The 26,989-nt window shown below is 45.5% G+C and carries 25 protein-coding genes, 1 tRNA gene and 1 pseudogene; 13 read left to right on the top strand and 14 right to left on the bottom strand.

Translation table 11 applies throughout. The features are described from left to right. The first annotated feature begins 4 nt into the window (after positions 1-4). Together Vt282_RS03620 and Vt282_RS03615 are read left to right on the top strand one after the other, a co-directional pair. The gene (locus Vt282_RS03620; protein ID WP_162046926.1) at positions 5-1,393 is read left to right on the top strand and encodes a peptide MFS transporter; all 1,389 of its coding nucleotides are present in this window, start codon (positions 5-7) and stop codon (positions 1,391-1,393) included. A gap of 325 nt (positions 1,394-1,718) precedes the next feature. Then, positions 1,719-2,588 carry a TraB/GumN family protein gene (locus Vt282_RS03615; RefSeq protein ID WP_162062582.1) on the top strand — a complete coding sequence of 290 codons (870 nt, stop codon included), beginning with the start codon at positions 1,719-1,721 and terminating at the stop codon, positions 2,586-2,588. A gap of 287 nt (positions 2,589-2,875) precedes the next feature. On the opposite strand, the gene Vt282_RS03610 is transcribed toward Vt282_RS03615, so the two are convergent. After that, positions 2,876-2,952, bottom strand: a tRNA-Pro gene (locus Vt282_RS03610). A gap of 256 nt (positions 2,953-3,208) precedes the next feature. On the opposite strand from Vt282_RS03610, the gene Vt282_RS03605 reads away from it, so the two are divergent. From Vt282_RS03605 to rluF, 3 genes are all read left to right on the top strand, one after another. Then, the gene (locus Vt282_RS03605; protein ID WP_162046928.1) at positions 3,209-3,349 is read left to right on the top strand and encodes a DUF3149 domain-containing protein; all 141 of its coding nucleotides are present in this window, start codon (positions 3,209-3,211) and stop codon (positions 3,347-3,349) included. Positions 3,350-3,506: 157 nt separating this feature from the next. Continuing rightward, entirely contained in the window at positions 3,507-4,085 is a 579-nt protein-coding gene (gene smrA, locus Vt282_RS03600) for a DNA endonuclease SmrA (RefSeq protein ID WP_162062581.1), read from the top strand. A 93-nt stretch (positions 4,086-4,178) separates the two neighbouring features. After that, positions 4,179-5,351: a 23S rRNA pseudouridine(2604) synthase RluF gene (rluF, locus tag Vt282_RS03595; protein ID WP_162062580.1), complete on the top strand. Its 1,173-nt coding sequence runs from the start codon at positions 4,179-4,181 to the stop codon at positions 5,349-5,351. Between the two features lie 152 nt (positions 5,352-5,503). Here the strand turns inward: rluF and upp are convergent, their stop codons facing one another. Beyond that, the gene (gene upp / locus Vt282_RS03590; protein WP_162046931.1) at positions 5,504-6,130 is read right to left on the bottom strand and encodes a uracil phosphoribosyltransferase; all 627 of its coding nucleotides are present in this window, start codon (positions 6,128-6,130) and stop codon (positions 5,504-5,506) included. A 179-nt stretch (positions 6,131-6,309) separates the two neighbouring features. Between upp and purM the strand changes: the two genes are divergently transcribed. From purM to Vt282_RS03565, 5 genes are all read left to right on the top strand, one after another. Beyond that, positions 6,310-7,350: a phosphoribosylformylglycinamidine cyclo-ligase gene (gene purM, locus Vt282_RS03585; RefSeq protein ID WP_162062579.1), complete on the top strand. Its 1,041-nt coding sequence runs from the start codon at positions 6,310-6,312 to the stop codon at positions 7,348-7,350. A 2-nt stretch (positions 7,351-7,352) separates the two neighbouring features. Then, positions 7,353-7,994, top strand: a complete 642-nt coding sequence (gene purN / locus Vt282_RS03580) for a phosphoribosylglycinamide formyltransferase (RefSeq protein WP_162062578.1) — start codon at positions 7,353-7,355, stop codon at positions 7,992-7,994. Positions 7,995-8,187: 193 nt separating this feature from the next. Further along, positions 8,188-8,841 carry a tellurite resistance TerB family protein gene (locus Vt282_RS03575; protein WP_162062577.1) on the top strand — a complete coding sequence of 218 codons (654 nt, stop codon included), beginning with the start codon at positions 8,188-8,190 and terminating at the stop codon, positions 8,839-8,841. Positions 8,842-8,987: 146 nt separating this feature from the next. Then, entirely contained in the window at positions 8,988-9,191 is a 204-nt protein-coding gene (locus Vt282_RS03570; protein WP_162063668.1) for a YaeP family protein, read from the top strand. 2 nt (positions 9,192-9,193) lie between these two features. Next, complete coding sequence (locus tag Vt282_RS03565; RefSeq protein ID WP_162062576.1) at positions 9,194-9,385, top strand: DUF4250 domain-containing protein; 192 nt, start codon at positions 9,194-9,196, stop codon at positions 9,383-9,385. Between the two features lie 86 nt (positions 9,386-9,471). Here Vt282_RS03565 and Vt282_RS03560 read toward each other — a convergent pair whose 3' ends face one another. Together Vt282_RS03560 and purL are read right to left on the bottom strand one after the other, a co-directional pair. Continuing rightward, entirely contained in the window at positions 9,472-9,801 is a 330-nt protein-coding gene (locus tag Vt282_RS03560) for a DUF3622 domain-containing protein (protein WP_162046936.1), read from the bottom strand. Positions 9,802-10,077: 276 nt separating this feature from the next. Then, positions 10,078-13,969: pseudogene (purL, locus tag Vt282_RS03555) on the bottom strand (phosphoribosylformylglycinamidine synthase). 370 nt (positions 13,970-14,339) lie between these two features. Here purL and mltF point away from each other — a divergent pair. Together mltF and Vt282_RS19895 are read left to right on the top strand one after the other, a co-directional pair. Beyond that, positions 14,340-15,914: a membrane-bound lytic murein transglycosylase MltF gene (gene mltF / locus Vt282_RS03550; protein ID WP_162062575.1), complete on the top strand. Its 1,575-nt coding sequence runs from the start codon at positions 14,340-14,342 to the stop codon at positions 15,912-15,914. A gap of 204 nt (positions 15,915-16,118) precedes the next feature. After that, positions 16,119-16,259: a hypothetical protein gene (locus Vt282_RS19895; RefSeq protein WP_167515599.1), complete on the top strand. Its 141-nt coding sequence runs from the start codon at positions 16,119-16,121 to the stop codon at positions 16,257-16,259. 66 nt (positions 16,260-16,325) lie between these two features. On the opposite strand, the gene tadA is transcribed toward Vt282_RS19895, so the two are convergent. The 8 genes from tadA to Vt282_RS03515 all read right to left on the bottom strand — a co-directional run bounded on the left by tadA (position 16,326) and on the right by Vt282_RS03515 (position 22,939). After that, positions 16,326-16,841, bottom strand: a complete 516-nt coding sequence (tadA, locus tag Vt282_RS03545) for a tRNA adenosine(34) deaminase TadA (protein ID WP_269472598.1) — start codon at positions 16,839-16,841, stop codon at positions 16,326-16,328. An 89-nt stretch (positions 16,842-16,930) separates the two neighbouring features. After that, positions 16,931-18,211: a hemolysin family protein gene (locus tag Vt282_RS03540; RefSeq protein WP_162062574.1), complete on the bottom strand. Its 1,281-nt coding sequence runs from the start codon at positions 18,209-18,211 to the stop codon at positions 16,931-16,933. A gap of 111 nt (positions 18,212-18,322) precedes the next feature. Further along, positions 18,323-19,882, bottom strand: a complete 1,560-nt coding sequence (locus Vt282_RS03535) for an AbgT family transporter (RefSeq protein WP_162046939.1) — start codon at positions 19,880-19,882, stop codon at positions 18,323-18,325. A gap of 246 nt (positions 19,883-20,128) precedes the next feature. Next, positions 20,129-20,545: a type IV pilus modification PilV family protein gene (locus Vt282_RS03530; RefSeq protein ID WP_162062573.1), complete on the bottom strand. Its 417-nt coding sequence runs from the start codon at positions 20,543-20,545 to the stop codon at positions 20,129-20,131. Continuing rightward, positions 20,535-21,596, bottom strand: a complete 1,062-nt coding sequence (locus tag Vt282_RS03525; RefSeq protein ID WP_232055101.1) for a hypothetical protein — start codon at positions 21,594-21,596, stop codon at positions 20,535-20,537. The genes Vt282_RS03530 and Vt282_RS03525 overlap by 11 nt, the downstream gene beginning before the upstream one ends. After that, positions 21,587-21,838: a hypothetical protein gene (locus tag Vt282_RS20415; protein ID WP_415663436.1), complete on the bottom strand. Its 252-nt coding sequence runs from the start codon at positions 21,836-21,838 to the stop codon at positions 21,587-21,589. Before Vt282_RS20415 ends, Vt282_RS03525 begins: the two co-directional genes overlap by 10 nt. Then, positions 21,835-22,434 carry a PilW family protein gene (locus Vt282_RS03520; RefSeq protein WP_162062572.1) on the bottom strand — a complete coding sequence of 200 codons (600 nt, stop codon included), beginning with the start codon at positions 22,432-22,434 and terminating at the stop codon, positions 21,835-21,837. Before Vt282_RS03520 ends, Vt282_RS20415 begins: the two co-directional genes overlap by 4 nt. Then, a complete protein-coding gene (locus Vt282_RS03515; protein ID WP_232055100.1) occupies positions 22,415-22,939 on the bottom strand; it encodes a GspH/FimT family pseudopilin in 525 nt (174 codons plus the stop codon). Before Vt282_RS03515 ends, Vt282_RS03520 begins: the two co-directional genes overlap by 20 nt. An 87-nt stretch (positions 22,940-23,026) precedes the next feature. Between Vt282_RS03515 and Vt282_RS03510 the strand changes: the two genes are divergently transcribed. Next, the gene (locus tag Vt282_RS03510) at positions 23,027-23,452 is read left to right on the top strand and encodes a type IV pilin protein (RefSeq protein ID WP_162046943.1); all 426 of its coding nucleotides are present in this window, start codon (positions 23,027-23,029) and stop codon (positions 23,450-23,452) included. Between the two features lie 71 nt (positions 23,453-23,523). Here Vt282_RS03510 and dnaJ read toward each other — a convergent pair whose 3' ends face one another. Further along, on the bottom strand, positions 23,524-24,669 hold the full coding sequence (gene dnaJ / locus Vt282_RS03505; protein ID WP_162046944.1) for a molecular chaperone DnaJ: 1,146 nt from the start codon (positions 24,667-24,669) through the stop codon (positions 23,524-23,526). Positions 24,670-24,956: 287 nt separating this feature from the next. Beyond that, the gene (dnaK, locus tag Vt282_RS03500; RefSeq protein WP_162062571.1) at positions 24,957-26,870 is read right to left on the bottom strand and encodes a molecular chaperone DnaK; all 1,914 of its coding nucleotides are present in this window, start codon (positions 26,868-26,870) and stop codon (positions 24,957-24,959) included. Positions 26,871-26,989 lie beyond the last annotated feature (119 nt).

The raw sequence follows: 26,989 nt of genomic DNA, 5'->3' as shown, positions 1-26,989 counted from the left end.
ATTTATGTCACAACATCATCAAATTCTTGGACACCCACGTGGGCTGTTCTTACTCTTCGGTACTGAGTTGTGGGAGCGATTCTCCTACTACGCTATGCGTGCAATCCTAGTATTGTACCTAACAGACACTACGTTAAACGGCGGTCTAGGCTGGTCGACTAAAGATGCTCTAGATCTCTACGGCATCTATACTGGACTCGTCTACATCACACCACTAATCGGTGGCTGGTTGGCAGATAACTACCTAGGTCAGCGTCGTTCGATCCTAATCGGTGGTGCGCTAATGGCTATTGGTCAGTTCACACTAGCAATTCCTGCTGATGTGCTAGGTTTGAGCGTGCTGCACAGTTTCTACCTAGGTCTTGCGCTACTTATCGCGGGTAACGGCCTATTTAAGCCAAACATTTCTACTATGGTAGGTGACCTATACAAAGAAGGTGATAACCGTCGTGACGGCGCATTCACTATCTTCTATATGGGTATCAACATCGGTGCACTTCTTGCTGGCGTAATCTCAGGCTCTGTAACTAACGAGTTTGGTTGGAAAGCGGGCTTTGTCGCTGCGGGTGTCGGTATGCTTATGAGCCTAGTAATGCAAATGACCCTTGCACAATCATGGCTTGGTGATATTGGTAGAGAACCAGCGGCAAAACGCGATCTTGAACTTAAAAACTCAAACAAAAAAGAACCACTAACAAAAGAAGAATTCGATCGCATTAAAGTGATTCTGGTGATGAGTGTATTTACCATCGTATTCTGGGCTGGCTTTGAGCAAGCCGGTGGTCTAATGAATATTTACACTCAACAATACACTGATCGTATGATTGGCGGTTTTGAAGTGCCTGCAGCTTGGTTCCAATCACTAAACCCGTTCTTCATCATTACGCTTGCGCCGTTGCTTGCTGTACTGTGGGTGAAGCTAGGAAAACGTGAACCAAACTCACCAGTTAAGTTTGCCCTAGCAATGTTCTTCCTCGCACTAGGTTTCCTATGTATGGTTGGTGCAGTAATGGAACAAGGTGGCGACACCACGGTGAAAACCTCTATGCTTTGGCTAGTGGGCGCATTCTTCTTCCATACACTGGGTGAACTATGCCTATCACCAATCGGCTTATCTCTTGTAACTAAACTGGCTCCGCTACGTCTTGCATCATTGATGATGGGCGCATGGTTTGGTTGTAACGCGATTGCCAACTACGTAGCAGGCTACGTTGGTTCACACGTTGGTGAACTTGGTGCGCTATCAATCTTTAGCGGCATTGCAGTTACAGCGACAATCAGTGGTGTAATTCTACTGTTGTTCTCAAACACGTTGGTTCGCTGGATGCACGGTGCTGAATCACCAATTAGCAACGAACAACAAATTGAAGAGCAGCAAACACAAATCGCGTAATTCAATATCAAACACCAAAGCCCAGCACATGCTGGGCTTTTTTGTATGTGCAATAAAAATTCCATTGATATTCGCGAGTTAATTCACGAAGAAAATTTAGTTTTGTTTTTATCACGCTTATTTCATCTTAAAAACCAACGGTCACTTTACAAACACACACTTAATATATGCTGACCATTCGGGCTAGACGTGAATCACCTACCGCTATTTTTTTGCAACAGCAAAGCTCATCTTTTAGACCCGCTTGATCTGATAAACATTATTTATTGCGCCGGAGCCTCGTTCGATTCATGCTTACCAAATAACTTGAACATTAAGGACAATCATGAAGAACTTTCGCTGGTTAGCTCTGTTATTAATGGTGGCATCGTCTGTATCGGCAGAGCCTCTCTACTGGCAAGCGAGTAAAGGAAATCTGAACTACCTCATTGTTGGATCGGTCCATGTGGGTGATGATTCCATGTATCCCCTGCCAGTAAACGTCACCACCTTCTTACAACATTCTGACGGCATTGTGCTCGAAGCCGATATTCGTCATACGGGCAATGTCCGTTACCCAATCGCTCAGAAAACGACGGCCCAAGTTCTCGATCAGCAAGGAGAACAAGAGCTGACAGGAATCGCTCATTTATTGGGCCTCGATCCGCAAGCCTTGCTTCTATCGCCACCATGGGCGTCAGCACTAACAGTGCAAATCAAGCAAATGGAATATTTAGGTTACAAACCTCAAGATGGTGTCGATGTTCAACTCATGTCGATGGCAGCATCGCAGAATAAACCCGTTTACAGCTTAGAGTCACTGCAGTTTCAGATAGACCTGTTAGCAAACTTAGACAATGATGGCGAGGAATTACTCACGAGCGCTGTCGAACAGTTTGATCACAATGAAGGCGCAACCCACTGTTTAATTGAAAGCTGGAAACGCGGTGATAGCGTTAAACTCCAAGAGTTTGCCAAACTCGCAGATATGTCGCCCAAAATGGAAAATGATTTTATCTACCAACGCAATCACGATTGGGCAGATAAGTTATCCAAAGCTACGATATTTCCGGAGCGCCGCGGTAACTACTTGGTTGTCGTGGGCACGTTACATTTAGTTGGTCGCGACAATCTACCCTTACTCCTTAAACAGCGAGGATTTAACGTTACACAGCGTTCAAAGAGTGAAACGGCTACTTGTGAATTTAAGTATTAGTCTTTACTACCGACAAAGCATTGAAGCATGCTAAGCCCCTCGCATTCTCACTGCGGCTTCCGGTGAAAAGGTTCATTCGGGCTGGCGCACCCGCTGGGCGGCATTCCGCGCCCGACCTCATACGTTGCTGATGCGCAAATGCAAAAAAGCCGTAGTGTTTCCACTACGGCTTCTTCAAAGATGATCGCTGAAAGGAATTCGACGCGGCAGGGCTTCCTGACCCCGACAGTGTGATTTCTTAACTCGATGTTCAAGATAGGCTCCACATTGCAGAGCCTTTTTTAATATGGTCGGTGAAGAGGGATTCGAACCCCCGACCCTCTGGTCCCAAACCAGATGCGCTACCAAGCTGCGCTATTCACCGAGATGTTTTATTCGAGCGCTTTGCCCGTCAACGGATGCGTATATTACTGATTCTCTCGCGCAACGCAAGTGGTTTTCTTAACTTTATGTCGTTAAACGGTTCGTTCGCTCAAAACTCCAGCACAAATTCTTATTGCGTGATCACAAACACACTAAGAACAACACAGTAGCAACCATTAAAACACAATTGATCCAGATCATTAACAATTATATTTCACTGGTTACCCTAGTACTGTCTTCGGAACTTTGGAGGAAACATGGACTTTTGGCTCGAACTCCTTTTTGGTAATGCCGTTGGACTTTCTTCAATGATCGTTATATTCGCTGCTTTTGGTCTTATGCTGTTTTATGGCAGTTTCTTCGTTTACAAGGTAATGACTGACAAATCTCCTCACTAGATCGCTTAGCTCAAGTTAGCTGTTAGCAATCACTTTGCACCGAAGTAGATAACTTTTCTGCTTCGGTTTTTTTCTGCCTTTGCATCGCAAAAAATGGTCATCTATCCGTTATTCCCCGTATAATTACGCTATTGAGTTATCAGCCTGAGATGCAGTCATGTCTCAAGACGACTTCGAACTATTTCAACAAATGATGGGCGACGTAAAGCCTCTACATAACGACACCGCTGAATTAAAAAAGAGTCACCAAGTAAGCCAAGCGCAACTTGCTAAACGCGAAGCCGCCATTTGGCTTAGCGGTGATAACCCTGAGCATCTTTCGATTGATCATGCCCCGATGATTAAACCAGATGACGTGATTGAGTTTAAACGTGATGGCGTACAAGATGGTGTTTATCGCAAATTGCGCCTCGGCAAATATCCTATTCAAGCCAGACTCGACTTGCACCGTAAAACCCTCAAAGAGGCACGCGATGAAGTGGTGCATTTCTTAAAGCAATGTATGTCCATGGATATTCGTACCGTGGTGATCGTACACGGACGTGGCGAACGCTCAAATCCACCAGCGTTAATGAAAAGCTATGTCGCACAATGGTTGACGCAGATTAACGATGTTCAATGTGTACATAGTGCTCAGCGCTTTCATGGTGGCACTGGTGCCGTCTACATTCTGCTGCGTAAAAGCAATGAAAAAAAATTAGAGAATCGCGAACGCCATCAAAAACGAATGGGCTAATTTGACTCGCGCTGCTACAATCTCGCCCCGCCATATAACGGAGCTATGTGGCACTTTACAATTTGCCGTTGGGAAACGTTAAGAGAACGATTTATGACACAAGATAACGCTAAACGCTTAAACAAATACATCAGTGAAACAGGCTATTGCTCACGCCGTGAGGCCGATAAACTTATCGATCAAGGTCGAGTAACCATCAATGGTAATCTGCCAGAAATGGGGACTAAGGTTCAACTCGGCGATGACGTGTGCATCGATGGCAAACCACTTAAAGCGAAAGAAAAGCCAATCTATATTGCGCTAAACAAACCAACCGGTATTACCTGTACTACTGAGCGTGATATTCCTGGCAACATCGTCGACTTCATCGGTCATAAATCGCGTATCTTCCCAATAGGCCGCCTTGATAAACCTTCTGATGGCTTAATCTTCCTGACCAATGACGGTGATATCGTTAACAAGATTCTGCGTGCGGGTAACAACCACGAGAAAGAATACGTCGTGCGTGTCGACAAACCGATCACCAATGAGTTTCTGCAAAAGATGGGCTCAGGTGTCAACATCCTCGATACCGTCACCTTGCCATGTAAAGTGACGAAAGAGACTAAATTCTCTTTCCGCATCGTACTAACTCAAGGTCTTAACCGTCAGATTCGCCGCATGTGTGAAGCATTGGGCTACGAAGTATTCAAACTTCGCCGTGTGCGTATTATGAACATCAGCCTTGATGGTATTCCTAACGGCAGTTGGCGCTACCTTAGCGATGATGAAATCAACCAGCTACTCGCAATGTGTGAAGGCTCAAGTGGTACTCAAGAAGCCTCACAAACTGATGCCAAAGGCCAACGCATTCGTAAAGCGACTGATGCGAAGCTCTATGATAGCCGTGAAGAAAACCAAGGCTCGACAGCTCGTCGTAATCAAACTGCCCGTACCTTTAAAGGCCGCAATGCTGATGAATACCGCCATGCGCCAAACTCAAACAAAGGTCGCAACAGCGGACGCAATAATGAACGAGCGAATGAACGTGGTAACGAGCGTTTTGACTCACGTCGTGATGAGCGCCGTAATGATAAGCCAAACTACAAAGCTCGTGACAACGACAGCAGAGGCTATGGTCAAACTAAACGTGATGGTGAATTTGCTAAAGGCCGTGATGGCAAACCTAGCAATAGCAAGCCAAGTTACGACAAAAGGTCACGGAAAGCCAAGCACTTCAAAGCCAAATTATGCCAAACCAACGAACCGCAAACCAAGCGAGCATAAACCAAGCTCTGCCTCACGTGTTGGCGGAACCTTGAGTCTGAAAAAATAGAAAAGCGACAATAAGAGTTGAGAGCAGCTCGACGCTCAAAACGCAGCGTGCGAAATTAAACACAAAAAAGAGGAGCTTAAGCTCCTCTTTTCATTAATTCGGCTTATTTAGTACCGAAGATCTTATCGCCTGCATCACCTAGACCAGGTACGATGTAGCCTTTATCGTTTAGCTTCTCGTCGATAGCTGCAGTGTAAAGCTCAACATCTGGGTGTGCACGTTCAAGTGCTTCAATACCTTCTGGCGCAGCAACAAGTACAAGTACTTTAATTGCCTGACAGCCTTTCTCTTTTAGTAGATCGATAGTTGCGATCATCGAACCACCCGTCGCTAGCATTGGGTCAACCACTAGTGCGATACGCTCGTCGATGTTTGAAGCCAGCTTGTTGAAGTAAGGAACTGGCTCTAGCGTTTCTTCATCACGGTAAATACCTACCACGCTGATACGTGCACTAGGCATGTGCTCAAGTACGCCGTCCATCATACCAAGGCCAGCACGTAGGATTGGCACTACTGTTACTTTTTTACCTTTGATTTGATCAACTTCTACTGGGCCGTTCCAGCCATCAATGGTTACTTTCTCGGTTTCAAAATCCGCAGTCGCTTCATAAGTCAGTAGGCTACCAACTTCAGTCGCTAACTCACGGAAGCGTTTTGTGCTGATGTCACCTTCTCTCATTAGACCAATTTTATGTTTAACAAGAGGGTGTTTAACTTCAACAACTTTCATGTCCATCTCCGGCTATAGGGTAAATTTCAAATAAACCTTCAGATTATAAACGATTTCGTACCGCATTTCTTGATCTAATGTCAGATAAAAAACTTGCGCAAACGTTTGCTATTGCACTTTATCCACTGTTAGAATAGCGCCGATTTCTCATATCCGACTGACTAGACCGAGGACTTCCCGTGAGTGGTAATAACACTTCTTTAAGCTACAAAGACGCTGGCGTTGATATTGATGCAGGTAATGCGCTTGTTGATCGTATTAAAGGTGCCGTAAAACGTACTCGTCGCCCTGAAGTAATGGGCGGTATTGGTGGCTTTGGTGCACTTTGTGAACTGCCAACCAAGTACAAGCAACCTGTGTTAGTTTCTGGCACTGACGGCGTAGGTACCAAACTCCGTCTAGCGTTGGATATGAACAAACATGACACCATCGGTATCGATTTAGTGGCAATGTGTGTGAACGATTTGATCGTACAAGGTGCAGAACCCCTATTCTTCCTTGACTACTATGCAACAGGCAAACTCGATGTTGATACTGCGGCAGATGTCGTCTCTGGTATTGCTGATGGTTGTGTTCAAGCCGGTTGTGCGCTGATTGGTGGTGAAACGGCTGAAATGCCGGGTATGTACGAAGGTGAAGACTATGATGTTGCAGGCTTCTGTGTTGGCGTAGTAGAAAAAGCCGACATCATCGATGGCACTAAAGTAGCAGCAGGTGATGCACTGATTGCGGTAGGTTCAAGTGGCCCTCACTCAAATGGTTACTCGCTAGTACGCAAAATCCTTGAAGTCTCTGGTGCCGATAAAAACCAAGAACTTGAAGGTCGTACGATTGGTGAACATTTACTGGAGCCAACCAAGATCTACATTAAGTCTGCACTTAAAATGATTGAGCAACACGACATTCATGCGATTTCACACATCACTGGCGGCGGCTTCTGGGAAAACATTCCCCGCGTGCTACCTGAAGGTACAAAAGCGGTGATCGATGGTACGAGTTGGGAATGGCCAGTGATCTTCAAATGGTTGCAGCAGCAAGGTAACGTCACTACCCACGAAATGTACCGCACCTTTAACTGCGGTGTGGGTTTAATCGTCGCTCTTCCTGCAGACCAAGCAGAAGCTGCGGTAAAACTGCTCGAGCAAGAAGGCGAGAAAGCATGGGTTATCGGTACTATCGCACCCGCACAAGCTGGTGAAGAGCAAGTAGAGATTAACTAAGTATGAAGAGTATTGTTGTTTTAGTTTCCGGAAATGGCACCAACCTGCAAGCCATTATTGATGCGTGCACAACCACCATCAAAGATGGCAAGGTAACCGCTGTATTTTCAAATAAAGCGGAAGCCTATGCGCTAGAGCGCGCCAAAAACGCAGGTGCGGCGGGCATCTTCCTTGATACTAAAGCATTCGATACTCGTGATGCTTATGATCATGAATTGATGCGTCAAATGGATGAATTTAAGCCAGACTTGATCATTCTTGCTGGCTTTATGCGTATTCTCAGTGGTGAATTTGTTCGCCACTATATGGGCCGCATGATCAATATTCACCCTTCTCTGCTACCTAAATACCCGGGGCTAAACACCTACCAGCGCGCCATTCATGCGGGAGATGAAGAACACGGCACCAGCGTCCACTTTGTCACCGAACAACTCGATGGCGGCCCGGTAATTTTGCAAGCTAAAGTGCCGATCTTTGATGAAGACACGGTAGAAACCCTCACTGAGCGAGTACAAAACCAAGAGCACCGTATCTATCCGATGGTCGCCAAGTGGTTTGTTGAAGGTCGCTTAGAAATGCGTGATGGCAAAAGTGCTTACCTCGATGGCGAGCTACTTGGCATGTATGGTTACGCTGCGGAATAACTATTCTAGAATATAGAACGCTAAGATTGAAATATTAGAGCCGAGAGGGATAACTTTTCGGCTCTTTCATTTTTCTCCCACCAATTTTCAATTCTAAACTCTCATTTCTCAACACGTTGCTATTAATCCCCTGTTCATTTTGTTCTGTTAGTCTGAGTGCTTAGGTTTGCTATCACTCATATTGGAGCTCACGATGGACATAAAATCTCTTCTAAATCAGGCGCTCAATTCAGATATCGTCAATAAAGGCAAAGAGCAGTTACAAAACGCTTCAACGTCAAACTCACTGAAATCGCTGGGTTCTGGTGCCGTGGGCGGCGGCTTAGTGAGCCTGCTAATGGGGTCGAAAAAGACCAAGAAAATCGGCGCTAAAGTGGGTAAAAATGCCCTAAAAATTGGCGGAGCAGCTGCTCTTGGCGCACTAGCCTATAAGGTATATAACGACTGGCAAGGTAAACAAACGGCATCACAACCTACAACTGAGCCGTTTGATGCCAACAATGCAATTCACGAACAACTGATCCTTAAAGCGATGATTGCAGCAGCGAAAGCGGATGGTCATGTCGATGCGCAAGAAATGGCTCAGATAGAGTCTGCCATTGCACAAGCTGGCGCAGATGAGCAACTAAGATCGCTTGTACATAATGAGCTGAACAAGCCCCTTGACCCGATACAAATTGCACAATTAGCGCAAACACCACAACAAGCTTCAGAGATCTATCTGGCTTCGTTGATTGTGGTGGATGAACAGAACTTTATGGAAAAAGCGTATCTACAAGAGTTAGCCAAACAGCTCAAGTTGGCACCCGAAGTGACGCAACAACTGGAACTTCAACTCAACAACTAGCAGTTTAATTTGGTGCACTGAGTAATAATTCATCGATTCTATGCAAGGCTTGCGATCGCTCAATCTCCTGTCTAACGCAGGCTTTGTATTTACTATTTACACTGTGTATATTGAGACAAGTTCTCATTTATATTGGAAGTAACATGATGAAAGTTTACGATTGTTGTGATTTGGTACGTGAACTGTACGCACAAATTGGCAGTGGCGACCAAGGCTACATTCCACAAGCGATCACCTGCGCAGTACGTACCCTAAATGAAATCGCCGCAAATACCGAGCTTGATATGCAGGTGCGTGAAAAAGCCGCTTTTGCTGCGGCGAATTTATTGATCTCAGACTTTGAGGACTAAACATGGATTTAGCAAAATTTGCCAGCATGGATCCAATCATGCTGATGAGTATCGTCAATCTTAAGCTACGTGATGATTTTTCTGGGGATCTGGATGAGTTGGTGAAATTTTTCGATATCAATCGTCAAGATCTAGAAGCAAAACTGGCAACTGCTGGGTTTGAATTCCTACCTGAAGTGGGACAATTTCGCTAGTCATGCTCTATACCCATAGAGAGTAAAAACTAGATAGCAAAAAACCGCCATTAGGCGGTTTTTTTAGATTCACTAACTTCTAGTGCTTAGAAATCGTCTTCATCTTCGTCTTCAGCCGCTAGAGCTGCTTCAGCGCGCTTACGTAGGGCTGCAGCTTTACGCTCTGCAATTTCACGTTCTTGACGCTCGTTACGCTCAGCACGGTGCTCAGCTTTACGCTCGTTACGCTTAACTTGGTTTTCGATAAATTGAGCTAGCTCTTTTTCAGCCCACTCTTGCGCTAGCGCTTCAGTTTCGAAACCTTGTTCACGCTTTGATACTACTTGCTTGCGAGAAGTAACTTGGCGAGTGATCTCCGCACACCAACCGTTACGCTTTTCAGAAACGCGAATTGCAAACTTTTTACTTGTGGTCATAGTCTTTGCTCTAATCAATTATTAACAATGACTTCGCCTGCTGCATTCCCGCTCAGCTAAGTCTATCATTCCCCTCCTTTGGGGCGGCGTATTAGAGCATAAACCACGCTTTCAATCTAGGGGCTTACCGCTTTTTGTGCTTATTTTTTGTGCAAACCAAAAAGAAAAGCCGCCAAGGCAAACGCTTTGGCGGCTAGGTTGCTAGCGGTGACTATCAATAATGAATCGTGAACCGCTCTCAAAACCCGACAGAGAGTCGAGAGTTAAGAATCGAATTTAACTCAGGTTCTTACGTGCATTTTGGAACATACGCATCCAAGCACCATTCTCACCCCAGTTTTCTGGATGCCATGAATTGGCAACGGTGCGGAATACACGCTCAGGGTGTGGCATCATAATAGTCACACGACCGTCTTGCGTGGTAAGACCGGTAATCGCATTTGGCGAACCATTCGGGTTATTTGGATATTGCTGAGTTGGATTACCGAAGTTATCCACGTAACGTACCGCTACCGTGCCCGATGCTTCAAGTGCTGCTAAGTGCTGCGCATCACGAACTTCGACACGACCTTCACCGTGCGAAACCGCAATCGGCATACGGATCCCGCCATACCATCAAAGAATACCGAGTCACATTTTGTACTTCCACTAAACTAAAGCGCGCTTCAAAACGCTCAGACTCATTGCGCATAAAACGTGGCCATAGCTCTGCACCTGGGATCAGCTCTTTTAGGTTAGAAAGCATCTGACAACCGTTACAGACACCTAATGAGAAAGTATCTTGACGGTTAAAGAAGGTCTCAAACTGTTCACGAGCGGCTGGGTTAAATAGAATCGACTTCGCCCAACCTTCACCAGCACCCAGTACGTCACCGTAAGAGAAACCACCACAAGCAACCAGACCTTGATATTCATCCAATACCGCTTGACCGGTTAAGATATCACTCATGTGAATATCAACCGCTTCAAAGCCTGCACGGTCAAAGGCTGCCGCCATTTCAACGTGAGAGTTGACGCCTTGCTCGCGCAAAATGGCCATTCTTGGCTTTTTGCCCGTTGCGATATACGGCGCAGCGATATCTTCATTAACGTCAAAGCTCAGAGCAACGTTTAGACCAGGGTCAGTATTGTCGCCTTTTGCAGCAAACTCTTGGTCCGCACAGGCTGGGTTATCACGCAGTGCTTGCATCTTATGTGTCGTTTCTGCCCAGATCGTGCGTAGCTCGGTACGAGAACGCTCTACAATCACTTGTTCGCCACAGGTAATCACCATCGAATCTGAGGCGTCAACTGAGCCGATGACGTGGCTACACGCATCAAGACCATGCGCTGCAAGCGTTGAAAGAACCGCATCAAGGTCATCATTTTTCACTTGAACAACGGCGCCTAATTCTTCGTTAAATAGCGCAGCTAACGTATCTTGACCAAGTGCTTCAATGTTCGCTTTCACGCCGCAGTGACCTGCAAAAGCCATTTCCGCTAGAGTCACAAACAGACCACCATCGCCCTTATCGTGGTATGCCACTAATTTGTCATCACGCACTAGTGCTTGCATCGCATCAAAGAAGCCTTTTAGCTGCTCTGCACTATCAACGTCAGCAGGCTTATCACCTAACTGTTTGTAAACCTGCGCCAGTGCTGTTGCACCAAGGCGGTTTTTACCGTTACCCAAATCGACTAACACGAGTGAAGTGTCACCTTGATCATTGCGAAGTTGAGGCGTCACTGTCTTACGTACATCTTCTACACGACCAAAGGCAGTGATAATCAGTGATAGCGGAGAGGTCACTTCTTTGTGCTCGCCGTTATCTTCCCACTTGGTCTTCATTGACATGGAATCTTTACCCACAGGGATAGTCAAACCAAGTGCTGGACAAAGCTCTTCACCCACCGCTTTTACCGCTTCATAAAGACCGGCATCTTCACCTGGGTGGCCAGCTGGAGACATCCAGTTAGCTGAGAGTTTAATACGTTTGATATCGCCAATAGCAGTTGCGGCAATATTGGTTAATGACTCACCAACAGCAAGGCGGGCTGATGCGCCAAAATCAAGTAGAGCCACCGGAGTGCGCTCACCCATCGACATCGCTTCGCCATGGTAAGTATCGTAACTTGCTGCTGTCACTGCGCAGTTTGCCACTGGCACCTGCCAAGGCCCCACCATTTGGTCACGAGCAACCAAACCGGTTACCGAACGGTCACCAATGGTGATCAAGAAGGTTTTTTCTGCCACCGTTGGTAGACGCAATACACGGTCAATCGCTTGGTTGATTTCGATACCATCACGCACGATAGCAGGACTTTCCACTTTTAACGTCGTCGCTTCACGATGCATTTTTGGTGGCTTACCCAGCAAAATGTCCATTGGCATATCGATTGGCGTGTTATCAAAATGCGAGTCTTCTAGGCTTAGGTGACGCTCTTCCGTTGCTACGCCTACGACTGCATACGGCGCTCGCTCACGCTGACAAATCGCTTCAAATGCTGGCATATTTTCTGGTGCAACCGCCAAAACGTAGCGCTCTTGAGATTCGTTACACCAAATCTCTAGTGGGCTCATACCAGGCTCATCATTTGGTACATTACGTAGCTGGAACTTACCACCACGCTCACCATCATCGACCAGCTCAGGTAGTGCGTTCGAAATGCCACCCGCGCCCACATCGTGGATGAAAGCGATCGGGTTGTGCTCACCTAGCTGCCAACAGCGGTCAATCACTTCCTGACAACGACGTTCCATCTCTGGGTTTTCACGTTGCACTGAAGCAAAGTCAAGATCTTCAGCTGACTGGCCTGACGCCATTGAAGACGCTGCACCACCGCCAAGACCGATGTTCATCGCTGGGCCACCAAGAACGATTAGGCTGGCACCGACAGGAATTTCTTTTTTCTGCACATGCTCATCACGAATATTACCCATACCGCCAGCAATCATGATTGGCTTGTGGTAACCACGCACTTCCTCACCCGCATGAGAAGTTACTTTCTCTTCGTAGGTGCGGAAGTAACCAAGTAGGTTTGGACGACCGAATTCGTTGTTAAATGCAGCGCCGCCCAGTGGGCCTTCGAGCATAATATCGAGTGCGTTTACAATGCGGCCTGGCTTACCAAAATCCGTTTCCCACGGCTGCTCAAAGCCTGGGATGCGTAGGTTAGACGTCGTAAAACCTACAAGACCCGCTTTTGGTTTGCCACCAATACCCGTTGCGCCTTCATCACGAATTTCACCGCCACTACCGGTTGAAGCGCCCGGCCAAGGAGAGATTGCCGTTGGGTGGTTATGGGTTTCCACCTTCATCAAAATATGCGCATCTTCATGATGGTAGTTGTACTGACGTGTTTGTGGATCCGGGAAGAAACGGCCGACTTTAGATCCCTCCATTACTGCTGCGTTATCTTTGTATGCAGACAACACATGATCTGGCGTGGTTTCAAAGGTGTTTTTGATCATCTTAAATAGAGATTTAGGTTGATCAACACCATCGATAGTCCAATCGGCGTTAAAAATCTTATGACGACAGTGCTCAGAGTTTGCTTGAGCAAACATCATCAGCTCGATGTCGTTTGGATTGCGACCCAGCTTAGTAAAGCTCTCAACCAAGTAATCAATCTCGTCATCCGCTAGCGCCAAGCCAAGGGAAACGTTTGCGTTTTCAAGCGCAAGACGACCACCAGCAAGGATATCAACATGCGCCACTGGTGCAGGTTCTGATACTTTAAATAGAGCATCGGCCGCTTCAAGCTCAGAGAATACCGCTTCCATCATGCGGTCGTGAATGAGCGCTTTAAGCGCTGCCACTTGCTCATCGTTCAGTGCGATTGAAGACTCGATGTAATACGCCGTACCACGCTCAAGACGTTTGACTTTATCTAAGCCACAGTTGCGAGCGATATCCGTCGATTTAGATGACCATGGGGAAATCGTGCCAGGACGTGGGGTAACCAAAAGTAGCAGACCTTGTGGCTCATGCTCTTCGATGGTTGGTCCGTAAGTAAGAAGCTGTTCAAGCTTAGTTAGCTCAGCAGCATCAAGCTCTGCCGTTAGGTTGGCAAAGTGCATAAACTCTGCGTAAATATCAGTCACAGGTAACTGCTGTTCACGACACAGTTCGAGTAGTTTGTTAATACGAAACTCGGAAAGAGCTGGGGAGCCACGCAAAATTCTCATGTGCTTAGGTCTCTCTGCAATTGGTTAAGGTAATATTGGAATAAATTCAGATAGTTAACGAAGAAACATCGATAACCTATACCAATTTCACCTCAGGGTGCGGGCGCATTATAATCGATTTATTTTTGTGATGTAACATCAAAAGCAAACGTTTGCTTTATTTTTTTGTCAAATTTGAATTACGACTCATTGCAGTAAACTTGTTCAATGTTCACAACCCTTGCTCTAGCAACGCCTCGCCGTTCGTTATCGCCATTTTTCATTCTCCATACAGTGGGTACATGGAAGCAGTCTGATTTATCTCAGCTTTATTTTGTCTTAGCGCCCTACTCTGATATAAAGACCGTACGAGAAGTACGAGAAACCATGCATGAGTAGCAAAATTCTAATTACAATACGAACATATCTCCTGCTTGCCTTAAGCGCAGTAATGCTAGCTGGCTGTCAAATTGAATCAGCACCGAAAAGCGATTTAGACCAAATTCGCGAACGTGGAGTGCTGCGTGTCGGCACGCTCAATAACCAACTTTCATACTATATCGGTCCCGACGGCCCTGCCGGGTTGGATTACGAAATTGCTCGAAAATTTGCCGAAGAGCTTGGCGTGCGCTTAGAAATGAAACCAGCCTACCTGATATCAAATCTCTATCCTGCGTTAGAGAACGGTGAAATCGATATTATTGCAGCGGGCTTAACTCAATCCCCTGATCGCATAAAGCGTTTTCGCCCAGGCCCAGCTTACTACTATGTCAGTCAGCAACTGATTTATGAAAAAGGTCAGTGGCGCCCACGTAACTTGGAACAGTTGCTCAGCAAGCAAGAAGAGTTAATCAAAGCAAATGATGGTCAGTCTGTCGTGACCATCGTCAGTGATTCACACCTAAAACAAACTCTGAGTAAAATTCAAGCACAGCATCCTGAGTTTACCTTTGAGATCGACGACACTGCAGATGTCAGTGATCTACTGAAACAAGTCTCTGAAGGTGACATTCTCTTCACTGTGGCCGATTCAATTGAAGTCTCTCTTTCACAACGTATTTACCCAGATGTGGCGACCGCTTTTGACCTAACTGAAGACCAACCGACTTCTTGGTTTTTACGTCGCTCTGATGATGAAAGCCTCTATGCGATGGTGATTGAATTCTTTGGCACCCTGCAGCAATCAGGTGATTTGGCACAGCTTGAAGAAAAATACATCGGCCATGTCGGCACTTTTGATTACGTGGACACCCGTGCGTTTATTCGTGCGTTGGATAATAAGCTACCTAAGTGGGCACCTCTCTTTAAAGAGTACTCAGAAGAGTTTGATTGGCGCCTAATTGCAGCATTGGCTTACCAAGAATCACACTGGAACCCAATTGCACGCTCACCAACCGGTGTACGGGGTATGATGATGCTAACCCTACCGACAGCGAAAAGTGTTGGGGTGACCAACCGCCTCGATCCTGAACAGTCAGTGAAAGGTGGGGTGGAATATCTACGTCGTATGGTGGCGCGTATTCCTGATTCTATCGATCAACATGAGAAAATCTGGTTTGCACTTGCATCTTATAACGTTGGTTACGGCCATGTGATGGATGCGCGTAGATTGACTAAAAAACAAGGTGGCAACCCCGATCAATGGGCGGACGTAAAAGAACGCTTACCATTGCTTCGTCAGGCGAAATACCATCGCCAAACTCGCTATGGCTATGCTCGTGGTGATGAAGCGAGAAACTACGTTGAGAATATTCGCCGTTACTATCAAAGTATTATCGGTCATATTGAACAACAAACGCCGGACGAAGGTGAGATCGATATTAATGACTTAACCGTTATTGAGCTGGACCCATCCATTATTTCCGGTGCGAGAAACTCAATCTCATCAGCGGTAGGCGTATCAACTGCAACACCTGCGAATAGCGTCAGCGCATCAGAAGACACTAACTCGCTTTCTGAGCACTGATTTACCTACTCTAAATCAAGGGAAATCTCGATTTATGCAGATTTCCCTTGAATTCTATCTAGCAAACCATACATACTCTCTGCCCCCTCAGCGTTAAAGCATATTCATGCTTTCAACATCTGATGTTCAAATCTAATTAAATAACAGCTGATTTCACTTGGAATCGGGTGGGGATTTTTTCGTTTTAACCGTGGAGGTTGTTTTATGCGAAAACGTAGCATGCAATCAAAACGCCTTAAAAAGACTGTTTCTGCTAACCGCCGTAAACGCAAACTAGCAAATAACAAGAAAAAGGTGATTGCTCGCCATCGTGCATTTATGCAATTGTCTGGCAACCTAGCTTAATTGGTGAGTTAGCTTGACTGGTAAGTTAGCAGACATAGAGACTATGTTTGCTAACTAAAAACTCTTCTACTGCTCATCCTGAGCGTTCTGATTGGCTTGTTTTAACGCCTTTATTTCACTGCGACGACGCTTAAAAAACGCCTGTAATTGCTGGCGACATTCATCTTCTAGCAATCCGCGCTCAATGGTTGCGTAATGATAAGCCGCTTGATGCTCAAATAAATTCAACACTGTACCTGCCGCACCAGCTTTTAAATCGGGCGCACCAAATACAATTCTTTTTACTCGGCTATGTAGCAGCGCTCCCGCACACATTGGGCAAGGCTCTAGCGTCACATATAGCGTAGTATCCAATAGGCGATAGTTACCCATCGCCTGACCTGCCTTACGCAAGGTTTGCACCTCAGCATGTGCTGTCGCATCATGAGCACCAATTGACTGATTCCAACCTTCGGCAATGATTTCGCCATCTTTAACCAACACCGCACCGACAGGCACTTCGCCCTCTTTCTCGGCTTGTGCGGCAAGTTCTATGGCACGACGCATAAATTGCTCGTCAGTGGCGGTAAATGGCTGAGACAAACTAAGCTCCAATGTATAAAAATGTGAAATAAAAAAGGTATGCTCGAAAGCATACCTAGGATATCACTAAAAGCTCAATAACTGTCGTGTTACTCGCTGACTACTTGCTCAATTGGTAGAGCTTTGACCGTCATAATACGATTGTGCTCAACCACCAAAACCTCAAACTGCCAGTTTTGGCAACGAATCACTTCACCTTGCTCAGGTAATCGTCCTACCATCCAAGTCAACAGACCATTCAGTGTTTGATAACCCTCGCTCTCTCCCTCTAATTCGGAGAGTTCAAGACGGTTTTTCAATTCACTAATAGGAATCAATGCATCGAGTAGCCAACCATCGTCTTGAGCTTCAGCCCACAGGTCATTAGGGTTATTTGACAGTTCACCCGCAATAGCTTCGAGAACATCATAGTGTGTAACAACACCTTGAATATCGCCGTATTCATCGACAATAAATGCCATTTCACAACCAGACTCTTTAAAGTAAGCCAGCAAACGCAATCCTTTCATTGACTCTGGTACATACACAGGCGCTTTACACAGGTTAACCATGGTCTGAATACTTAGCTTGTTGGCATGGTTAAGCAAAGCCTTTGCGGACACTGTACCCACCATCTGCTCAAGATGCCCTCTACATACCGGGAATACCGTGTGCTTAGTTGAACGAATACGTTTAAGAATCGTATCTAATGACTGATCGATATCGAGAAAATCAATCTCTCGACGCGGCGTCATTAAAGAGCTAACCGTTCGGTCATCAAGCTGTAGAATATTGCGAATCATCTCCTGCTCGCCTTGTTCAATCGCACCAGATTCAGAGCCTTCGCGTACCAGAGCATGAATATCATCTTCCGTCACACTGTCTTCTTGGTTCTTCTGACCAAGCAATTTCAACAGCATTTCCGTTGACCATGAAAGTGCCAATACAAATGGCGTGGTGATGATCGAAATCCAATGAATGGGCAATGCCACCAGCACGGCGATCGTCTCGGCCTGAGATTGTGCAAAACGTTTAGGCACTAGCTCACCAACGACAATCGCAAAGTAAGTAATACCGACCACCACAATTGCGGTTGATAATACATTGGCTTGCGCAGGTTCGATTCCCCAAAGCTCCATCTGTTGAGCGAGCGGTGCAGATAATGTCGCTTCACCAACAATACCGCTTAACAGACCAATGACCGTAATACCAATTTGAATCGTCGATAAAAAGCGGGTGGGATTTTCTTTTAGATTGAGCGCTATTTGAGCGGCTTTATGTTTTTCAGCGAGTCGCTTTAAGCGACTGGTTTTTGCCGCAACTAACGCGATTTCAGACATCGCGAAAAGACCATTTAAAACAATTAACCCTACTAAAAGCAGAATTTTCATAAATTTTATTTTTCCAGAAGTAACGGCTCATGCCGCCGCTTGCAGTGTATAGCGAGTTGCAGATAAAAAAAAGCCTACCCGTATGGGTAGGCTTGTAACCATTTATGTCGCTTACATGGTGTAAGTGTATGGTGCTTGTACGCCTAGAGGAATACCGATCATCCAGTATGCGATTAGGAAGATTGACCAACCAATTAGCATAGCGATAGAGAATGGCATCATTAGAGACGCTAGCGTACCGATACCTGTCGATTTCACGTAACGTTGACAGTAAACCACTACTAGTGGGAAGAATACCATCAGAGGAGAAATGATGTTCGATACTGAGTCACCCACACGGTATGCCGCTTGAGATAGCTCAGGAGAAATACCAACTGCCATTAGCATAGGTACTAGGATTGGACCAATAAGAGCCCATTTCGCTGATGCAGAACCAATAAGCAGGTTTACAGAAGCCGTCAGTAGGATCATACCTACAATCGTTGCTTCACCTGGTAGGTTCATCGCTTTCAGACCTTCAGCACCGTAAAGCGCTAGCATAGTACCGATATTTGAGTGAGCAAATGCCGCTAGGAACTGAGCACAGAAGAATGACATTACAATGTATGCGCCCATACCAGACATGGTTGTCGCCATTGCTTTAATGATGTCATTGCTAGTCTTAAACGTGCCTGATACACGGCCGTAAACGTAACCTGGAATGATAAACAGGATAAAGATTAGCGGTACGATAGATTTCATCACTGGCGCGTTAAACGCTGTGATTTCACCTTCAGGAGAACGAAGTGCTGATGTTTCAGGGATCAGAGCTGCAATCAGTAGTGCGATACCTGCAACCATTGACCAACCCGCTGCGCGGAATGCTTTTGATTCAAGTTCAGTGAAAGAACCTAGATCTGGTGCTTTTTCAGCGTCTTCATCTACAGGGATATTCTTTAGACGTGGCTCGATGATCTTCTCAGTAACATACCAACCAATACCGATGATTACGATTGATGATAGACCAGTAAAGAAGATGTTTGCTAGAGGGTTAACTACGTACTCAGGATCTAGGATCTGTGCCGCTGTTTGTGTAAAGCCAGCGAGTAGAGGGTCAATACCTGATGGGATGAAGTTAGCAGAGAAACCGCCTGATACACCCGCAAACGCTGCTGCGATACCCGCTAGAGGGTGACGACCTGCTGCGTGGAAGATAATACCACCTAGAGGAATAACCAGAACGTAGCCCGCATCTGCCGCTGTGTGCGATACGATTGCTACCAAAATTAGCATTGGCGTTAGCAGTTTTGCTGGCGTGAAGTTCAGCATCTTCTTAAGGCCAGTTGTAATAAAGCCTGAAGAATCAGCAACACCTACACCTAGCATTGCTACTAGTACGATACCTAGTGGTGCAAAGCTTGTGAAAGTTGTCACCATGTTAGCAAGGAAACTTGCTAATGCTTCACCTGTTAGAAGGTTACTTACTGTTAGAGCATCACCAGTGCGAGGGTTGATTAGATCGAACGTTACGTTCGACAAAAGAGCTGATGTTACCCATGTAATAATTAGAGCCCAGAAGAACAGAATCGCTGGATCTGGAATTTTGTTGCCGACGCGCTCAATCGCGTTTAGAAAGCGATCCATACCACTCGGCTTCGGTGATGGTGCTTTATTTACAGCTTGGTTACTCATGGTAATTCCATTTGTGATGTTGTTGCCTATGACCTATTGAAATAGTTATAGCGGTCAATTCTCAATTTAGCATTCTAGTAAATCCATTAGCTAAAAGCACATTGAACTATAAAAACTAAAATTAGAGACTTATTTTGCAAAAACCAAGCTTATTTGCAACATAAAACCAACAAATTACCTGTAGCACGAAAAACAAGTATTAACATTTATTTAAACAACGCCAATATTACCCGGTGCCCACACTTGCTATGAATCAAACTCACTATGCGACGAGAGCATTGTCTTCAAAACGACGCTTTGTTCCTGTTTTTGTCTATCCAACCAATACGCTGTGATCTCAATTGCGCTAAGTGTGTCTGACACGCTCAACGTCGATTCGCAACTCAGTTGTATCGTTGTCGTCGCAGTCACTTTACTCATCGCATTACATTCATCATGCACGTCCGTCAGCGTGTAAACGTGCGTCACGTAATCCATACCTCGCTGACGAAACTTTTCCAGTTTAGATTCAGCGAGCAGCATCGCTTGCAAACTGGTTTTCGCATAATCGGATTTCACTTCAACATAGGCTTGAAGCTTAATTAATGCAGATGCGGCGACACCGATAAGTAAAAAAGTGACCATCACTTCAACCAAACTAAATCCACGTATTTTAGAAATCATTCCAGGTTCCTTTCTTCCATGTCGGTGGGAATGAAAAATCAAATGCATTATCGATATCACTGTTGTATTGCAAATTCAGCGCGTTATTAAACAGAGCTATTTGACCTTGAGTATCAAACGCCATACCACCTGTAAATTTAAATGAGCCAGATTGCAAATACGTCGCCAAACGTGCATCGGTATCCACGCCATAAATGGTCTTCAAAAGCGGGTCGAAGTTAGTAGGACCACCGTGGTTATAAACAATTGCTTTAATGGTCGGGTCAAAACTATCCCAGTGTTTCACATCTGGTGTAAATCCATCATTAAACTGGAACATCACACCTTCAATCGTGCCTGCGCCTTCTATTGCGACCACACCATTGTGCATCATCAAAAAGAGATAAGTTCCCTTGTTCTTCGCCTGCAGATCTTTCAAAGCTTTTAAGGACGTTTCATTCATTTGACAGCTTCCAGTAACCCATACCGCATTAGGGACACCCTTTTTGAGATCGGGCAGAAACTTGTTAACGCAGTCCACATCACTGCCTGTCATCGAATATTGTAAAAAGCCATAGTGCTTGTGATCGCGGACTTCCTGCCACTCATTTCGCTCGTAGCCAAAGCGATCTTTAAATGGGTTCAGCTCTTTAATTCGTTGAAAATCCTCTAATACATTGGTTTTCACAAATTTATCTTCACTATCTTGCCAAATACCACTATTACTTACTGCATTTGTTTTATGACTCGCTGCGCAATCGTAACTGTTGTCAAAGTCTGCACTCGGCTTAGAAATATGTGTGCCCACCCCATTATTGGTGATACCAGTGGCAATCATATAATTGCTGACCACCGCCGTAACACACTCGTATTCACTGTCTTTGTTGAGCTTGCCGGGATCCGGTGGTGATACCAGTGTTGAACCAAACACCACTAAGTTAGAAGTAGATTTGATTGCCCCATTAATCGCAGCCGCACTGAATTTTAGAGCTTTGCTTACTTTGGTCGAACCTGATTGAGCGACCAATACACTCGCGTCTGAGGCACTCGCCTGAAGACTACTTAAGCCCATCCAGCTACAATCTGAATTGAGTGTGGTAGGATCCCTTTGTCATCATTGGCAATCATGTGGCTGTAACCGCACTCTAATCCCCCCTCAGCTTTCCAATGCGCTTGACGCGCCTCCACTTCATTTTTCGCCACTTTAATTTGGTAAAAAACACCTCGGTAAGAGCTTAGGGAATAAGCCAAAGCCACAATCAATAATATTGACGTAATAGAGAGAGTGATGAAGCCTTGATTTTGTTTCTTCATAGCCAATTTCTCTGTTTTATCTGAGTAGTAACAGCGTGATTAAATCGGCCATCAGTTAACTCAGCTTCGATATAAAGGTCGCTCATGGTCGTTTTTGCCCCACTGGTTTGCAGAGGAATACTCGACAGAGCAAAAGATTTCACCGCGAGAATGTCTTGATCAAACATGTTGTAGCAATCGGTCAAAGCAGCAAGGCTCAAGACCGCTACCGATTTTTTCTCACATGAGTAGAGCTTTTGATTTTCTACTTTGTATTTAATGTGTTGATACTCACCTGCGGTAGGATCGTAATACACGAAGCCAACACTCGCACCGCTGACTTCAACCACATCAGAGGCACCGGCAAGCATCACTGTACTGCTGCCAGCATCGGCATAACCGGCTCGTTGTAGATCGGCACGCATCATTTGGCTGGTAATGGTCAAGTTTTGCAGCACCAAAAGGTCTAGTGTGTTATTGGATGCAACTCGATAGCCAGTGACCAAAATACTCGTCACCAAGCCAACGGCCATAACACCCAAAACAAGACTGACAAGCATTTCCACCAGCAAAGCACCGCGCTGTTTTATGAGTGATTTAGCATTTTTTATAACCATACAATCCTTCACTTGTGGCACAAACCTTTACCCTGCCAGGAGGGTTTGAAGTTCTAATTTCTAGCTGTTTACCACTGTCGTTGCTTGGAAAAAATTTGAATGTACCGGACTTAGCTCGGCCTCTTATGCCTTCAAATGCGATCTGATCAGAAGAATAATTGTGATGCACGGTTAAGCCTCTAAACGCGGCACCGCTGAATTCTTGAATAACATTCCCCGTCAACGGAATACTAGAATCCGTCAATTGAATCGACCAATTCGAACTTACGTGGTCACCATTGGCGGGAAAATCGATATGTCCGTATAAGGTTTTGTTTTGCAATACGGCTTCAGATCGGGCTAATAGAAAAAAGCCCGTCATCTCTGTCGCTAGTCGTTCTGTTTGAGATCTTTCTTTGACTGATTGGAAGCTTGGAATTGCGATCATAACGAGAACTGAGAGTATAGAGACAGTGATGATCAGCTCAAGCAAAGTAAACCCGCGAGGTATTTCCCATTTTCTCATGAAATTCACATTTGGCTACTAAATCAACTTGCATGAATGCTAACACCTATAAAGAATGTCTCATGTAGCATGTGAGAGTTACTCGTAATGAATCGAAAATATTTATGTAACCGTAATAACAACAAGTCATTAGGTATGACTTTGATCGAATTGTTAGTGGTGTTAGCGGTAGTCGCGATACTGGCAATGATCGCGTTTCCTACTTATCAGAACTACGTGTTGAAAGCGCATCGTCAGGTAGCAAAGGCGGACCTACTAAAACTTCAGCTTCAACTAGAGCACAACTATGATGCGGGTTATGACTGGACTGGCCTTATTACAGGAGGGACTTGTGCAATCTGTGAGAGCGAAGCTCAACGCTACACGTTTAGCATCACCAGCAGTGCCAGCAAGAGCTATATCATTACTGCCAAAGCAAAATCAGGGCAGACGAAAGACACTTGCTTAGATCAGAACCAAACCATCACTATTGATTCAACCAACAACGCCTCTCCGAGTGCCTGTTGGGAATAATAAGCAGATAAACAAAAGCAAAAAAGCCTGCGACTGCAGGCTTTTTTGTATGAAAACGAATTCAGCAATAATTAACTGGTGAGATCATCAAAGAACTTTTTCACACCGTTGAAGAAGCCTTCAGATTTTGGCTTGTGCTTAGTCGCCGCCGCGCCGCCACATGACTCTTCAAACTCTTTTAGTAGTTCTTTTTGACGTGAGCTTAGGTTTACTGGTGTTTCAACCACAAGTTTCACAATCAAATCACCAATACCACCACCGCGTACGCCTTTCACGCCTTTGCCACGCATACGGAACATACGGCCAGTTTGCGTTTCAGTTGGTACTTTAAGATTTACACGACCATCTAGGGTTGGCACTTCAACTTCACCACCTAGTGCTGCCATTGCAAAGCTTACTGGTACTTCGCAGTACAGGTTGTTGCCATCACGTTCAAAGATATGATGCTCTTTCACATGAACTTGAACATACAAGTCGCCTGCTGGTGCACCCATTTCTCCCGCTTCGCCTTCGCCAGATAGACGAATGCGATCACCGGTATCCACGCCCGCTGGGATCTTAACGTTAAGGGTTTTGGTTTTCTGTTTGCGACCTTGACCATGACATTCGTTACATGGCTCTTTAATGATCTTGCCTTTACCATGACAGGTAGGACAGGTTTGTTGCACAGCAAAGAAGCCTTGACGCATCTGAACTTGGCCATGACCGTGACAGGTGCCACAAGTGTCTGCAGATGTACCTTTCTTCGCACCGCTGCCATTACAGCTATCACAGTGAACCAGTGTTGGTACTTCAATCTCTTTAGATACGCCACGAACCGCTTCTTCAAGCGTCAGTTCCATGTTGTAGCGTAGGTCAGCACCGCGTTGTGCACGCGCTTGACCACCACCACGACGACCACCACCAAAGATGTCGCCAAATACATCACCAAAGATGTCACCAAAATCAGCGCCACCGCCACCAAAGCCGCCGCCGAAGCCACCGCCGCCTTGTTCAAATGCTGCATGACCGTATTGATCGTAAGCTGCTTTCTTTTGCGGATCCGTCAGGATTTCGTACGCTTCTTTTACTTCTTTAAACTTGTCAGATGCAGTTTCATCACCCTGGTTACGGTCCGGGTGGTATTTCATCGCTAAGCGTTTGTACGCTTTTTTAATATCGCGCTCAGATGCATCACGGCTTACGCCTAATACTTCGTAAAAATCACGTTTTGACATGCTTTAGTCACCAATTTAGTACTGCAAACGGGCTCTATTCCTGCGCCGCTTGGTGTTTTTTATATCGTTCTAGCTAAAAGCTTTTCGCTCAAAGAGCTTAGCTAGAAAGACAACCTTCATTTACAAACATACGGGCGTAAGAGTTACCTCTGACGCCCGCATAAGAGTATTCGAACAAAAAGTTCATTCTCTAAATTAGAGGGTTCAAGCTCTGGGAGAAGATGCGCAGTTTACACTTGTAAATGAGCATCTTCGACAACGAGATTGGACTCTACTAATGACGAGAATTATTTTTTGTCGTCTTTAACTTCTTCGAATTCAGCGTCTACAACGTCGTCATCTTTAGACTGAGCACCTGCGTCAGCACCTTGTGCTTGTTGCGCTTGAGCTTGTTGTTGAGCGATTTCCATCAGTTTTTGTGCAGCTGCTGCTAGAGCTTGAACTTTCGCGTCGATCGCGTCTTTGTCGTCGCCACGGCGCGCTGTTTCAAGTTCTGTGATTGCAGCTTCAATCTTCTCTTTCTCGTCTGCTGGAAGTGCTTCACCCGCTTCTTCCATTTGCTTACGAGTACCGTGAATCATTTGGTCTGCTTGGTTACGTGCAGTTGCTAGCTCTTCGAACTTTTTGTCCGCTTCTTTGTTAGCTTCTGCTTCTTGAACCATTTTCTCGATGTCTTCATCGCTTAGACCGCCTGAAGCTTGGATAGTGATCTTCTGCTCTTTACCAGTCTGCTTGTCTTTCGCTGATACGTGTAGGATACCGTCCGCATCTAGGTCGAAAGTCACTTCGATTTGTGGCATACCACGTGGTGCAGCTTGGATGCCTTCTAGGTTGAATTGACCTAGAGACTTGTTGTAAGACGCTTGCTTACGCTCACCTTGAAGTACGTGGATAGTTACCGCACTTTGGTTGTCTTCTGCTGTTGAGAAAACTTGGTTCGCTTTAGTTGGGATAGTTGTGTTCTTCTCAACTAGCTTAGTCATTACGCCGCCCATAGTCTCGATACCTAGAGACAGAGGAGTAACGTCTAGTAGTAGAACGTCTTTAACTTCACCCGCTAGTACACCACCTTGAACTGCTGCACCCATTGCTACTGCTTCATCTGGGTTCACGTCACGGCGTGGCTCTTTACCAAAGAATTCAGTTACTTTCGCTTGAACCATTGGCATACGAGTTTGACCACCAACTAGGATAACATCAGTGATGTCGCCTACAGATAGGTCTGCGTCAGCTAGAGCAACTTTTAGTGGCTCAAGAGAACGTTGTACTAGGTCTTCAACTAGAGATTCTAGTTTCGCACGAGTCACTTTAACGTTCATGTGCTTAGGACCAGTTGCGTCAGCTGTCACGTATGGTAGGTTTACGTCAGTTTGAGAAGTAGAAGAAAGCTCGATCTTCGCTTTTTCTGCTGCTTCTTTAACACGTTGCATTGCTAGTGGATCGTTCTTAAGGTTGATACCTTGCTCTTTTTGGAACTCATCTACTAGGTAGTTGATTAGACGGTTGTCAAAGTCTTCACCACCAAGGTGAGTGTCACCGTTAGTTGCTAGAACTTCGAAAGTTTTCTCGCCTTCAACTTCATCGATTTCGATGATAGAGATATCGAATGTACCACCACCAAGGTCATAAACTGCGATAGTGCGGTCGCCACCTTTCTTATCAAGACCGTATGCTAGCGCTGCTGCAGTTGGTTCGTTGATGATACGTTTAACTTCTAGACCTGCGATACGGCCAGCGTCTTTAGTTGCTTGACGTTGAGCATCGTTAAAGTAAGCAGGAACTGTGATAACTGCGCCAGTTACTTCCTCACCTAGGAAGTCTTCAGCAGTTTTCTTCATTTTTTTCAGTACTTCAGCAGATACTTGAGGAGCCGCCATTTTTTGGCCTTTCGCTTCTACCCATGCATCGCCGTTGTCAGCCTTAACGATTTTGTAAGGCATAATTGCGATATCGCGCTGAACTTCTTCGTCTTCAAAACGACGACCGATTAGACGCTTAATTGCAAATAGCGTGTTAGTTGGGTTGGTTACTGCTTGACGTTTAGCAGGTTGACCTACCAGCGTCTCACCATCTGTGTATGCAATAACTGATGCTGTTGTACGCTCGCCTTCTGCGTTCTCGATTACGCGTGGCTTGTCACCGTCTAGAACAGCAACACAAGAGTTAGTAGTACCTAAGTCAATACCAATGATTTTACCCATCAGGCTATCTCCGAATAAATTCTATTTTCGTTTTGCTCTATCCCCTATGTGGGGGATAGAGAATCGGGTTTCAACCCTTGCCTGCAAACAAAAATTTTAATGTTTGCTTCTCGTATGCA

This window comes from Vibrio taketomensis (assembly GCF_009938165.1).
GTDB lineage: Bacteria > Pseudomonadota > Gammaproteobacteria > Enterobacterales > Vibrionaceae > Vibrio > Vibrio taketomensis.
This window is presented reverse-complemented; position numbering and strand designations above follow the sequence as displayed.